The sequence below is a fragment of the Nocardia sp. FDAARGOS_372 genome, from assembly GCF_002554515.1.
Classification (GTDB): Bacteria; Actinomycetota; Actinomycetes; order Mycobacteriales; family Mycobacteriaceae; genus Nocardia; species Nocardia farcinica.
In genome coordinates, this window is record NZ_PDDW01000001.1 from 6,347,257 (window position 1) to 6,359,953 (window position 12,697).

Consider the following 12,697-nt stretch of genomic DNA (forward strand, 5'->3'; position numbering starts at 1 on the left):
GGCCGGGCAGGTAGTGAACACCCCGTCGTTCACATCCGGCCGGGCCGCGGCTTTGACACCGCGGCCCCACCGGGGTCAGCCTTTGACGCAGAGCACCTGACGCAGGGTCGCCACCACATCGACCAGATCGCGCTGCGCCTCGATCACCTCGTCGATGTTCTTGTACGCGGCCGGGATCTCGTCGAGGACACCGGCGTCCTTGCGGGATTCCACGCCCTCGGTCTGGGCCACCAGATCGGCGACACTGAACTGGCGCTTCGCGGCGTTGCGGCTCATCCGCCGCCCCGCACCGTGCGAGGCCGACTGGAAGGAGGCCGGATTGCCCTTACCGCGCACCACGTAGGAGCGCGTGCCCATCGAGCCGGGGATCAGCGCCAGATCGCCCGCGCCCGCGCGAACCGCGCCCTTGCGGGTGACCAGCATCGGCATCCCGTCGACGATCTCCTCGGCCACGTAGTTGTGGTGGCACGAGATCGGCTCGTCGAAGCGGACCTCCCTGGCCGGGAACTCCTCCCGTACCGCCTGGCACACCAGCGCCAGCATCACCGCCCGGTTGCGGGCGGCGTACTCCTGGGCCCAGGTCAGGTCGTGCCGGTAGGCCGCCATCTCCGGGGTGCCCGCCAGGAACACCGCCAGATCGCGGTCGACCAGGTGCTGGTTGTGCGGCAGCCGCCGCGCCACCTCCATGTGCCGCTCGGCCAGTTCCTTGCCGATGTTGCGGCTGCCCGAGTGCAGCAGGATCCACACCTGGTCGTCCTGGTCCAGGCAGACCTCGATGAAGTGGTTGCCGCCGCCCAGGGTCCCCATCTGCTTGTGGGCCTTGGCTTCGCGCCCGGCCACCCGCTCGTCGAGCGCGCCGAACTCCGCCCAGAACCGCTCCCAGCCGGTGCGCAGGGTCGCCGTGGTCACCCCGGACGGGCGCGCGGCGAGCTTGCGCACCTGGACCGCGTCCTTGTGCGCGGCGAAGCCGACCGGCACGGCCGCCTCGATCCGCGACCGCAGCGAGCGCAGGTCGTCGGGCAGGTCCGCGGCGGTGAGGTCGGTGCGCACGCTCTCCATGCCGCAGCCGATGTCGACGCCGACCGCCGCCGGTGCCACCGCGTCGCGCATGGCGATCACCGAGCCGACGGTCGCGCCCTTGCCGAGATGCACGTCCGGCATGACACGGACGCCGTGCACCCAGTCGAGCCGGGCGATGTTGCGCAGTTGCTGCAACGCGGCCGCCTCGATCTCGTCCTCGTGGGCCCACATCAACGTCCGTGCCCGGGCACCGGACAACTCGACGGGAAACATGTCGCGATTCCTTCCGATTCCACCGGCGAACAGGTGCCGGTGCTGTCCACGGTAGGCAGCGAACGTCCCGGGAGCACCCGATTTTCCGGTCGCGCGACGGCGGGCGGCGCCGACTGCCGCGTCGTGAGCGCGGCCTCGTCCCGGTCGGGTGGTGCGCGGTCGAGCGCTGCGGCTCAGCGGGCCAGCAGGTCCTCGATCGCGGCCCGCTCGGGGATCGACGCGCTCGCGCCGAGGCGCGTTGTCGCCAGCGCCCCGGCCGCACACGCCCAGCGCAGCGCCGCGGCGGGCCCGTGCCGCCAGGCCACCGCCAGCGCACCGGTGAACGCGTCACCGGCGCCGGTGGTGTCGACGACCTCGACGGGCACGCCGGGCACGGCCAGTTCCGCCCCGTCCGGGCCGCGATACCGGGCGCCCGCACCGCCGAGGGTGACCACCACGTGCGGCACCCGATCCAGTACCGCGCCGAGCTGCCGCTCCTCACCCCGGTTGACCACCGCGACATCGACGTCCGCCCACAGCTGTGGCGGAAGATCCTGTGCGGGTGACGGATTCAGCAGGACGGTGGTCCCGTTCGCCCGCGCGTGCCGCAGCCCGGCGGCCACCGTCGGCACCGGGATCTCCAGTTGACACACCAGCACGTCCGCCGCCGCGATCATCGCCCGGTCGGTCTCGCGCAACGCCGTCATCGCGGCATTGGCGCCGCCCACGACGATGATGCTGTTCTCCCCGGACTCGTCCACGACGATCGACGCCACCCCGCTGGGCCCGGGCACCGTGCGCAGGCCCGCGGTGCCGACGCCGGCCGCCTCGAGCGCGCCGCGCAACTGCGGGGCGAACACGTCGGTGCCCACCGCGCCCAGGAACTCCACCCGGCCGCCGGACCGACGCGCCGCGACGGCCTGGTTCGCCCCCTTCCCGCCAGGGACGGTGTCGAACCCGCTGCCCAGCACGGTTTCCCCCGGCGCAGGCCTGCGGGCGGTGGTGGTCACCAGATCCATGTTGATGCTGCCGAGCACGGCGATCACGGGCGTGGTCACCGTCAGACCGTAGCGCGGAAGAACCCGCGCGCACGCGGTGCGTAGGCTGTAACCCATGACGGTGGAGACAACGGCTGAATTCGATGTGCGCGAGGCGGTGCACGAGGCCGCGCGACGGGCCAGGGTGGCCTCCCGCGCGCTCGCGCAGCTGACCACCGCGCAGAAGAACGACGCGCTGCACGCCGCCGCCGACACCCTGCTCGCCGCCGCCGACACGGTGCTGGCCGCCAACGCCGAGGACATCGCCGCCGCCGAGGCCGCGGGTACCGAGGCGTCGCTGCTCGACCGCCTGCGGCTGACCAAGGCCCGCATCGACGGCATCGCCTCGGGGCTGCGTCAGGTGGCCGGGCTGCCGGATCCGGTCGGTGGCGTGGTGCGCGGTTCGACCCTGCCCAACGGGCTCGAGATCCGCCAGGTGCGGGTGCCGCTCGGCGTGGTCGGCATGGTCTACGAGGCCCGGCCCAACGTCACGGTCGATGCCTTCGGCCTGGCGTTGAAGTCCGGGAACGCGGCGTTGCTGCGCGGTTCCTCCTCGGCGGCGAAGTCCAACGCGGCCCTGGTGGAGATCCTGCGCGAGGCGCTGCGCGCCCAGCAGATCCCCGCCGACGCGGTGCAACTGCTGCCCAGCCACGACCGCTCCAGCGTCACCCACCTGATCCAGGCGCGCGGCCTGGTCGACGTGGTGATCCCGCGCGGCGGCGCCGGCCTGATCAACGCCGTGGTGCGCGACGCGATCGTGCCGACCATCGAGACCGGCACCGGCAACTGCCACGTCTACGTGCACGCCGCGGCCGATCTGGACATGGCCGAGCAGATCCTGATCAACGCCAAGACCCGCAGGCCGAGCGTGTGCAACGCGGCCGAGACGGTGCTCATCGACCGGGCCGTCGCCGACACCGCGGTGCCCCGCCTCACCGCCGCCCTGCGCGAGCACGGCGTCACCATCCACGGCGACCTGCCGGGCCTGGTGCCCGCCACCGACACCGACTGGGGCGAGGAGTACCTCACCCTCGACATCGCGCTGAAGGTGGTCGACAACCTGGACGCGGCGGTCGAGCACATCAACACCTGGGGCACCGGCCACACCGAGGCCATCGTCACCGGTGATCTGGCCGCCGCCCGGGAGTTCACCAGCCGGGTCGACGCCGCCGCGGTCATGGTGAACGCCTCCACCGCCTTCACCGACGGCGAGCAGTTCGGTTTCGGCGCCGAGATCGGCATCTCCACCCAGAAGCTGCACGCCCGCGGCCCGATGGCGCTGCCGGAACTGACCTCGACCAAGTGGATCGTGTGGGGCGAGGGCCAGATCCGGCCCGTGTGACGCCGTAGCAGTTCGCCGAGCGCGCGGGGGAGTCCGTGCGCCCGGGAGGAAGGAAACAACCCGTGGCCGACCCAACCCAGGAGCCGATCTTCAGCTCGGTCGACGACGTGATCGAGCGGCTCGCCACCACCGGCTACCTGGCCGACAAGTCCACCGCCACCTCGGTGTTCCTGGCCGACCGGCTCGGCAAGCCGCTGTTGATCGAGGGCCCGGCCGGTGTGGGCAAGACCGAACTGGCCCGCGCCGTCGCGCAGACCGCGGGCGCGGAACTGGTGCGCCTGCAGTGCTACGAGGGTGTCGACGAGGCCCGTGCCCTCTACGAGTGGAACCACGCCAAGCAGATCCTGCGCATCCAGGCCGCCAGCGAGAACGACTGGGCCGAAACGAAAGCCGACGTCTTCACCGAGGAGTTCCTGCTCTCGCGGCCGCTGCTCACCGCCATCCGCCGCACCGATCCGACCGTGCTGCTGATCGACGAGACCGACAAGGCCGACGTCGAGATCGAAGGGTTGCTGTTGGAGGTGCTCAGCGACTTCGCGGTCACCGTCCCGGAGCTGGGCACGATCACCGCGAGCCGCAAGCCGTTCGTGGTGCTGACCTCCAACGCGACCAGGGAGCTGTCGGAGGCCCTCAAGCGCCGTTGCCTCTACCTGCACCTGGACTTCCCCGACGAGGACCTGGAGCGCCGTATCCTGGCCAGCCGGGTGCCGGAGCTGTCCGCGGCGGTGGCGGCCCAGCTGGTGCGCATCGTCCACGTGCTGCGCGGCATGCAGCTCAAGAAGCTGCCCTCGGTCGCGGAATCGATCGACTGGGGCCGCACGCTGCTCGCACTGGGCATGAAGGATCTCGACGACACGACCGTGCGCGCGACGCTGGGCGTGGTGCTCAAACACCGCAGCGATCACGAGCGCGCGCTGTCCGAGCTGAAACTGGCCTGAGATGAACCCCGAGGCGCCGGTGTCGTTGCGGTCCGAGCACGGCCTGCCGGGACACCTCGTCGGCTTCGTGGAGGCGTTGCGGGCGCGCGGCATCCCGGTCGGTCCCTCGGAGACGGTGGACGCCGGGCGGGTGGTGACCGTGCTCGATCTGCTCGACCGCGAGGTGCTGCGGGAGGGCCTGGCCTGTGCGCTGCTGCGCCGCACCACCCATCGCGCCACCTTCGACGGCCTGTTCGACCTGTGGTTCCCGGTCGCGGTGGGGGAGCGGGCCGAGGACGAGGCCGACCTCGAGCTCCCGCGCAAGCCTTCCGGCGAGGTCGACATCCCGGCCCTGCGCCAGTTGCTGGCCGATCTGCTGGTGCGGGAGGACTCCGACCGCCAGCTCGAGCAGGTCGCCGCCCAACTGGTCGAACAGCTCGGGCAGTACCAGTCGGCGCGGGGGCCGTCCTTCTCGGCGTATCAGGCGCTCAAGGAGGTGCAGCCGCAGACGCTGCTGGCCAAGATCCTGGCGGGGCTGGCCGTCGGACCGGACACCAGCGAGTTCGACACCGAGATCGCCCGGCGGGCCGCGCGCGGGCGCATCGACGGCTTCCGCGCCACCGTCGAAGCCGAGACACGCAGGCGGGTGGCCGAGCGGATCGGCCGCGAACGGGTCGCGAACTACGGGGTCGCCAGGCAGGCCGAGGATGTGGACTTCCTGCGCGCCTCCGACCGTGAGCTCGCCGAACTGCGCCGCGGCACCCAGCGCCTGGCCCGGGTGCTGGCCTCGCGGTTGGCCGCGCGGCGCAGGAAGCACCGCCGCGGCGAGATCGATCTGCGAAAGACGTTGCGCAAGTCCATGTCCACCGGCGGTGTGCCGATCGACCTGGTGAACCGCAAACCGCGACCGGGCCGCCCGGAACTCGTGCTGCTGTGCGACGTCTCGGGCTCGGTGGCCGGGTTCAGCAACTTCACCCTGCTGCTGGTGAGTGCGCTGCGCGAGCAGTTCTCCCGGGTGCGGATCTTCGCCTTCGTCGACAACACCGACGAGGTGACCCGCTTCTTCGACCCGCACACCCAGCTCGACGAGGCGATGACCCGCATCTTCACCGAGGCCGACGTGGTCGGCTACGACGGGCACTCCGACTACGGCACCGCGCTGCGCACGTTCGCCGCGGAATTCCCCGACGCGGTCACCAGCCGCAGTTCGCTGCTGATCCTCGGCGACGCCCGCACCAACTACCGGGACCCGGCGCTGGACACGCTGCGCGAACTGGTCGAGGTCGCCAAGCACGCGCACTGGCTCAATCCCGAACCCACCAACCAGTGGGGCTCCGGTGATTCCGCGGCGGAGAAGTACCGGACCGTCATCGAGATGCACGAATGCCGCTCGGCGCGGCAACTGACCGAGGTGGTGTCCCGGCTGCTGCCGGTGTGAGGAGGGCGCATGGACCACGCGGAACTGGTGCGGTACTGCCTGGCCAAACCCGGCGCGGTCGCCGACGAACCGTGGGAGGGCGATCTGGTCGCCAAGGTCGGCGGCAAGATCTTCGCCTTCCTCGGCACCGAATCGGTCGGCCTGAAATGCGGCCGCGACCGCCTCGAGGCCGACGAACTGGTGCGCATCCATCCCGACGAGGTGACGCCCTCGGCCTACATCGGCCGGTACGGGTGGAACGCCGTCCGCATCGACGGCGGCATCTCGGATAACGAACTACGCGAGCTCATCGATTTCTCCTACGAGGAGATCGTGCGCAAGTTGCCGAAGTCGAAGCGGCCCTGAGCGGTCCGCCGGTTCCGCCTGTCTTCTTCAGGATTCGTTAAGCGTTTCGTTGGCGCTGCTCACCAGCATTCGCCGGCATGGGGAGTGCGACGCCGGACGGCGTGACATCGACGGGTGGGGACGACTGGTCGAGGCCGGGCACCGAGGGTGTCGCGCCGGTGGTGTCCTGGCGGATGGATCCGGGTGCGCAGCCGGTCGAGCCGTCGCGCCGCGGTGCGGAGGCGATCCGGCTCGGGGAGCTGGCCGCGGCGCGGCTGCTCGGTGAGCCCGAGGAGGCCGAGCGCTACCTGCGCGCCGCGCTCGAGTCCGGCGCGGGGGCGTTGCCCGCCGAGCACCTGGCCCGCCTGCACGCGCAGCTGGTCACCGTGCTGTCCGGCCTGCCGGGGCGCGAGGCCGATCTGGCCGCCGCCGCGCTGGCGGCGGCCGGGCACTGGGCGGACCTGTCCGGGGACACCGTCACCCACCTCGTGTTCGTCGCCGCCCGTGCCTGGCATCGCGCGGGCAGGCACCGGCGCGCCGCCGAACTGTTCGCCCGCGCGATCGCCGCGCCCGCGCCGTATCCGGCCGCGGAGATGGCGGTGTTGCGCGGCCAGTACGGTCGCTCGCTGCGCCTGCTCGGTGAGCATGCCCGCGCCGCCCGCCACTACCTGGCCGCCGCCCACCTGGTCCGCGATGCGGCCGACCATGCGTGTCTGCGCGCCGAACTCACCTGGTCGGCTGCCTCGGCGCTGGACGCCTGTGGCGCCGACGGTCCGGCCGCGCTGGCCTATCTCCGCGCGGCCGACCTGTGGGGCGAACTCGGGCGGATCGGCCCGCGCGCCCGCTGCCTGCGTTCGGCTGCCTGGCTGCGGTTCTGGTCGGCAGGCACCCGCGCGCAACGGCAGCCGAGCATCGACGCACTGCGCGCCCTGCTCGCCGATCTGGAAGGGCTGGCACCCAGCCCGGAGGTCGCCAACGAACTCGACCACACCCGCCGTCAGCTCGCCGACATGCAGGACTGAGTGACCGGCCGGTGTGGCGGGCAGCACTCCGCGCCGCGTGCGGCGACCGTTAAGCTCGGCTCTCATGCACGAGACAGGGTCGACCGGACGCAAGCTGGGGGTGATGGGCGGCACGTTCGATCCCATCCACCACGGCCACCTGGTCGCCGCCAGCGAGGTCGCCAACCGCTTCGATCTGGACGAGGTGATCTTCGTCCCCACCGGGCAACCGTGGCAGAAGGCGCACAAGAAGGTCAGCCCCGCCGAGGACCGGTACCTGATGACGGTGATCGCGACCGCCTCCAACCCCAGTTTCACGGTGAGCCGCGCCGACATCGATCGCGGCAAGGTCACCTACACCGTGGACACCCTGCGGGAGATGAAAGCGCAGTACCCCGACGCCCAGCTGTACTTCATCACGGGTGCGGACGCACTGGCCAACATCCTGTCGTGGCAGGATTGGGCCGAACTGTTCGAACTGGCCAAGTTCGTCGGGGTGAGCCGACCGGGGTACGAGCTCAACACCGATCATCTGGAGGAGCATCTGCGCGATCTTCCTCCCGACGCGGTGACCATGCTCGAGATCCCGGCGCTGGCGATCTCGTCGAGCGAGTGCCGGCGCCGCGCCGCGGAGAACCGGCCGGTCTGGTACCTCGTCCCGGACGGCGTGGTGCAGTACATATCGAAGCGGCAGCTGTACGTGCCGGACGCAGCGGAAGGTAGCTGAGGTGAACGGACTCGAGGTCCAGTGGGGCAGCGCGGAGGTGCGCGGGTGAGCGCGTCGGCCGAGGCGATCGAGATGGCCGAGGTGGCCGCGCGGGCCGCCGACGAGAAGCTGGCCTCCGACGTGGTGGTGCTCGACGTCTCCGAGCAGCTGGTGATCACCGACTGCTTCGTCATCGCGTCGGCGCCCAACGAGCGCCAGGTCAACGCGATCGTCGACAACGTCGAGGAGAAGCTGCGCCGGGCCGGGCACAAGCCGGTGCGGCGGGAGGGCACCCGCGAGGGGCGCTGGGCGCTGCTGGACTACGTCGATGTGGTGGTGCACATCCAGCACAACGACGAGCGCAACTTCTATGCGCTGGAACGGCTCTGGAAGGACTGCCCGGTGGTCCCGGTCGAGGGCGTCGGCGAGCCGCGGCCGGAGGCGGCCGGCGAGGGAGACAACCGCGCGTGAGCAAGTACGCCGGGGTCCGCACGCTGATCCTGCTGCGGCACGGGCAGACCGAATGGAACGCCACCGATCGGATGCAGGGCCAGATCGACACCGACCTCACCGAACTCGGCCGTCGGCAGGCCAAAGAGGCTGCCCGCGAACTGGTCTCCCGCAACGCCATCGCGATCGTGTCCTCGGATCTGCGCCGCGCGCACGACACCGCGCTCGCGCTGGCCGAGCACACCGACGTGCCGGTGGCGCTCGATCCGCGGCTGCGCGAAACCCATCTCGGTGACTGGCAGGGCCTGACCCACCTGGAGGTGGACGCCGACTATCCCGGCGCCCGGGTGGCGTGGCGGCTGGACGCCACTTACCGGCCGCCGGGCGGGGAGAGCAAGCTCGAGGTCGGTGCCCGCGCGCTGCCCGTGGTCCGGGAGCTGTACAACGAGCGGCAGGATTGGCCCGGCCGGACTATCATCCTGGTGGCGCACGGCGGGCTGATCGCCGCCTTGACGGCCGCGCTGCTCGAACTGCCGCCGCAGAACTGGCCCGCCCTCGGCGGACTCGCCAACACCAGCTGGGTGCAGCTGAGCAGCCACGGTCCAGGCATCGACCAGCCCGGCTGGCGTCTCGATGTGTGGAACGCAGCGGCGAAGGTAGCACCCGATGTCCTCTGATGAGCCGGTCCGGTCGGTCCCGGACGAACTGTTCCGGCAGGTGAGCGCCAAGCCGGAACGTCAGCTGCCCGACGCGCTGTTCGGCCCGCCGCCCGAACCCGCCGAGCCCGAGCGGCGCGGCGCCCGCGAGGACGCGGCGCGGACCGTGCCGGACGAACTGTTCAAACAGAAGGTCTCGGCCAAACCGGAACGGCAGCTGCCGGACGCGCTGTTCGGCGGGCCGCCCGCGAGCACCACCGCCGACGCGACGGATGCCGGAAACGACCACCCCACCGCGCAGCCGGACGATCCGGCGAATTCCGGCACCGAGGAGGCCGACGGCGTCACGGATGCTTTTTCGGAGGACGAAGCGGCCGCCGCGCCCGTGACCGTTGCCACGGCCGATGCCTCGTCGAGGGAGGCCGTTTCGCCCGCCGCCGATCCGCCTACCGAGGCGTCCCCCGTCGAGTCGGGTGATGCCGAACCATCCGCCCCTACCGTGCCGCAAGCTCCGGCGGAATCGGCCGCGGCCGACTCCCTGGCCGATGTCCCCGCGCCGGCGCAGGATGCCGCCGGCGCTGTCGCGTCCGCCGAGTCGAAGCGCCCGGTGCTGCTGGTGATCGCCGATTCGCTGGCCTACTTCGGGCCCAAGGGCGGGCTGCCCGCCGACCATCCGCGCATCTGGCCGAATCTCGTGGCCGCCGAACTGGATTGGGACGTCGAGCTGGTCGGGCGGATCGGCTGGACGTGTCGCGACGCCTACTGGGCGCTGATCGGCGACCCGCGGGTGTGGGCGGCGGTGCCGCGCGCGGGTGCGGTGGTGTTCGCCGTCGGCGGCATGGACACCCTGCCCTCACCGTTGCCGACGGCGCTGCGCGAGCTGATCCGCTACGTGCGCCCGCCCGCCCTGCGCAGGCGCGTGCGCGCCACCTACAACTGGCTGCAACCCCGGCTCTCGAAGCTGGGCAGGCCCGTGGCGTTGCCGCCGCGGGTGAGCATCGACTACCTCGAACAGTCCCGGCAGGCACTGGCCCAGCTGCGTCCCGACCTGCCGGTGATCGGCGTGCTGCCGTCGGTGCACAACTGCGAGGCCTACGGGCGGGTACATTCGGGCCGGCCGCGCGCGGTCAAGGCGTTGCGGGAGTGGTCGGCGCGCACCGCGGTGCCGCTGGTCGATCTCGGTGAGGCGGTGCGGGAGAACATCTTCTCCGGCGAGGCCAACCCCGACGGCATCCACTGGGGCTGGGACGGCCACACCGCGGTGGCGAACGCGATGGTGAAAACCCTGCAGGAGGTTCGGTAGTCCGTGGCCGTCGTGGTCGTCACCGATTCGTCGGCCGGCCTGCCCACCGCAACGGTGGACGAGCTCGGCATCGCCGTCGTCCCGCTGCACGTGCTGGTCGGTGACCGTGCGATCCGGGAGGGCGTGGAGCCGGTCGAGATCGACTACACCTCGGACACGGTCACCACCTCCGCCGCCTCACCCGGCGAGATGCGCGAGATCTACGAACAGGCGCTGCGGCGCAGCGGCGGCGACGGCGTGGTGGCCGTGCACGTCTCGCGGCAGCTCTCGGGCACCTGGGAGTCGGGCAGACAGGCGGTGCGTGACATGGACGCCGGTCGCCAGGTGCGGCTGGTGGATTCGCTCGGCGCGGGCCTGGCCACCGGTCTGCCTGCCCTGGCCGCGGCCCGCCGCGCGGCACGCGGCGGCACGCTCGACGAGGTCTACGACGCCGCCGTCACCGCCGCGACCCGGGCCAGGACCTTCATCCTGGTCAACCGCACCGAACAGTTGCGTCGCGGCGGCCGGTTGAGCACCGCCGCCTCCTTCTTCGGCAGCGAACTGGTCACCAAGCCGCTGTTGCAACTGGTCGAGGGCAAGCTGGAGCTGCGGGAGAAGGCGCGCACCCGGTCCAAGGCGTACGCGCGCCTGGTCGCCGCGGCGGTGGAGGCCGCGGGCGCGGACGGGGCGGCCGTCGCCGTCCAGCACCTCGGCGCGGCGGAGGCGGCCGAGATCGTCGCCGGTCAGCTGCGAGAGCGGCTGCCGGAATTGAAAGAACTCGTCGTCGCCGAGTTCGGCCCCGTTCTCGCTGTGCATCTCGGCGTCGGCGCGCTGGGCGTGCTGGTGATACCGGGCGGCTGCGACTGAAACCGCCCGGTACTCGCCGGGATTCGTCAGAGCTCGGCGGCGTGCGCGCGCACCACCCGGTCCACCCGTGCCAGGAAGTCGGAAACCGGTAGTGGTGTGAGCTGCTCTCCGGAGCGCAACCGCACGGCGAGGGTCCCCGCCGCCACCTCTTTCGGCCCGACGACCACCTGGTACGGCACCTGCCGACCGGCTCGGATCCGTGCGCCGAGACTGCCCTGGTCGTGTCCCGCGAGTTCGGCTCGCACATCGGCCGCGCGCAGCACCCGCACCACGTCCTCGGCCGCGGCGTGCTGCTCGCCCGCGAGCGGCAGGACCACCACCTGGGTGGGCGCCAGCCACACCGGGAACGCCCCGCCGTGCACCTCGACCAGGTGGGCGACCGCGCGTTCCACGCTGCCGATGATGCTGCGGTGCACCATGACCGGACGATGTTTCGCACCGTCGGCACCGATGTAGCACAGGTCGAACTGCTCGGGTTGATGGAAGTCGACCTGCACGGTGGACAGGGTGAATTCGCGGCCCGCGCTGTCGAGGAACTGCACGTCGATCTTGGGTCCGTAGAAGGCCGCTTCGTCGTCGGCGGGCTCGTAGTCGATCCCGGCCGCCCGTAACGCCTCGACGAGCACCCCGGTCGCGCGCTCCCACATCGCCGGGTTCGGGACGTATTTCCCGCCCGGCCCGGGCAGCGACAGCCGGAACCGGTGCGGCGCGATGCCGAGGGCGGCGTGTGCGCGGGCGATCATCGCCAGCGCCGCGTGCACCTCGGCACCCACCTGGTCCTCGGTGCAGAAAATGTGCGCGTCGTTGAGGTGGATGGCCCGGACCCGGCTCAGCCCGCCCAGCACCCCGGACAGCTCGGCACGGTACATCGCGCCCAGTTCGGCGATCCGCAACGGCAATTCGCGATAGCTGTGTGATCGCGACCGGTAGATCAGCGCGTGGTGCGGGCACAGGCTGGGGCGCAGCACCACCTGCTCGCCGCCGACGTCCATCGGCGGATACATGTCCTCGCGGTAGTGCGCCCAGTGCCCGGATATCTCGTAGAGCTCGCGCTTGCCGAGTACCGGTGAGTGCACGTGGCGGTAGCCGGCGCGGTGTTCCGCGGTGCGGATGTACTCTTCGAGCGCGTGCCGCAGTGCGCCGCCGGACGGCAGCCAGTACGGCAGTCCCGAGCCGATGAGTGGATCGGTGTCGAACAGGTCGAGCTCGCGACCGAGCTTGCGATGGTCGTACATGGGTCTCCTCGCGTCGACGGACGAGTGACCACAGCGAAAGGCCCCGGGCACTCGCCCGGGGCCTTGTCGTCAGAACATCAGTCAGCGCGCCGGGACGAATTCCGGCGTGGTCGTCACGTGGGCGTGCTGCATGCGAACGACGGTAGCAGAGCCGAAGGCGGTGCGGGAGG

The 12,697-nt window shown here is 71.5% G+C and carries 13 protein-coding genes; 10 read left to right on the forward strand and 3 right to left on the reverse strand.

The window, feature by feature from the left end; all coding sequences use genetic code 11:
- Positions 1-75 precede the first annotated feature (75 nt).
- Together CRM89_RS29375 and CRM89_RS29380 are read right to left on the reverse strand one after the other, a co-directional pair.
- A complete protein-coding gene (locus CRM89_RS29375) occupies positions 76-1,293 on the reverse strand; it encodes an RtcB family protein (RefSeq protein WP_060592815.1) in 1,218 nt (405 codons plus the stop codon).
- Positions 1,294-1,466: 173 nt separating this feature from the next.
- A complete protein-coding gene (locus CRM89_RS29380) occupies positions 1,467-2,330 on the reverse strand; it encodes a ribokinase (RefSeq protein WP_098087174.1) in 864 nt (287 codons plus the stop codon).
- Positions 2,331-2,385: 55 nt separating this feature from the next.
- Here CRM89_RS29380 and CRM89_RS29385 point away from each other — a divergent pair, with 55 nt between their 5' ends.
- The 10 genes from CRM89_RS29385 (at position 2,386) to CRM89_RS29430 (ending at position 11,292) form a co-directional block, all read left to right on the forward strand.
- Positions 2,386-3,651 carry a glutamate-5-semialdehyde dehydrogenase gene (locus CRM89_RS29385; RefSeq protein WP_011207901.1) on the forward strand — a complete coding sequence of 422 codons (1,266 nt, stop codon included), beginning with the start codon at positions 2,386-2,388 and terminating at the stop codon, positions 3,649-3,651.
- 35 nt (positions 3,652-3,686) lie between these two features.
- Positions 3,687-4,589, forward strand: a complete 903-nt coding sequence (locus CRM89_RS29390) for a MoxR family ATPase (protein WP_011207902.1) — start codon at positions 3,687-3,689, stop codon at positions 4,587-4,589.
- Between the two features lies 1 nt (position 4,590).
- Positions 4,591-6,006: a VWA domain-containing protein gene (locus tag CRM89_RS29395; RefSeq protein WP_060592813.1), complete on the forward strand. Its 1,416-nt coding sequence runs from the start codon at positions 4,591-4,593 to the stop codon at positions 6,004-6,006.
- A gap of 9 nt (positions 6,007-6,015) precedes the next feature.
- On the forward strand, positions 6,016-6,351 hold the full coding sequence (locus CRM89_RS29400) for an MmcQ/YjbR family DNA-binding protein (protein ID WP_086850330.1): 336 nt from the start codon (positions 6,016-6,018) through the stop codon (positions 6,349-6,351).
- A 77-nt stretch (positions 6,352-6,428) separates the two neighbouring features.
- On the forward strand, positions 6,429-7,352 hold the full coding sequence (locus CRM89_RS29405) for a hypothetical protein (protein ID WP_127516379.1): 924 nt from the start codon (positions 6,429-6,431) through the stop codon (positions 7,350-7,352).
- A 64-nt stretch (positions 7,353-7,416) separates the two neighbouring features.
- Complete coding sequence (nadD, locus tag CRM89_RS29410; protein WP_076573580.1) at positions 7,417-8,058, forward strand: nicotinate-nucleotide adenylyltransferase; 642 nt, start codon at positions 7,417-7,419, stop codon at positions 8,056-8,058.
- A 45-nt stretch (positions 8,059-8,103) separates the two neighbouring features.
- Positions 8,104-8,508, forward strand: coding sequence for a ribosome silencing factor (gene rsfS / locus CRM89_RS29415; RefSeq protein ID WP_011207907.1), 405 nt, complete (start codon positions 8,104-8,106; stop codon positions 8,506-8,508).
- Positions 8,505-9,164: a histidine phosphatase family protein gene (locus CRM89_RS29420; protein ID WP_011207908.1), complete on the forward strand. Its 660-nt coding sequence runs from the start codon at positions 8,505-8,507 to the stop codon at positions 9,162-9,164. Before rsfS ends, CRM89_RS29420 begins: the two co-directional genes overlap by 4 nt.
- Positions 9,165-9,681: 517 nt before the next feature.
- Complete coding sequence (octT, locus tag CRM89_RS32335; RefSeq protein WP_098087175.1) at positions 9,682-10,446, forward strand: diglucosylglycerate octanoyltransferase; 765 nt, start codon at positions 9,682-9,684, stop codon at positions 10,444-10,446.
- Positions 10,447-10,449: 3 nt separating this feature from the next.
- Positions 10,450-11,292, forward strand: coding sequence for a DegV family protein (locus CRM89_RS29430; RefSeq protein WP_011207910.1), 843 nt, complete (start codon positions 10,450-10,452; stop codon positions 11,290-11,292).
- A 26-nt stretch (positions 11,293-11,318) separates the two neighbouring features.
- Here the strand turns inward: CRM89_RS29430 and thrS are convergent, their stop codons facing one another.
- Positions 11,319-12,527: a threonine--tRNA ligase gene (gene thrS, locus CRM89_RS29435; RefSeq protein WP_098086828.1), complete on the reverse strand. Its 1,209-nt coding sequence runs from the start codon at positions 12,525-12,527 to the stop codon at positions 11,319-11,321.
- Positions 12,528-12,697 lie beyond the last annotated feature (170 nt).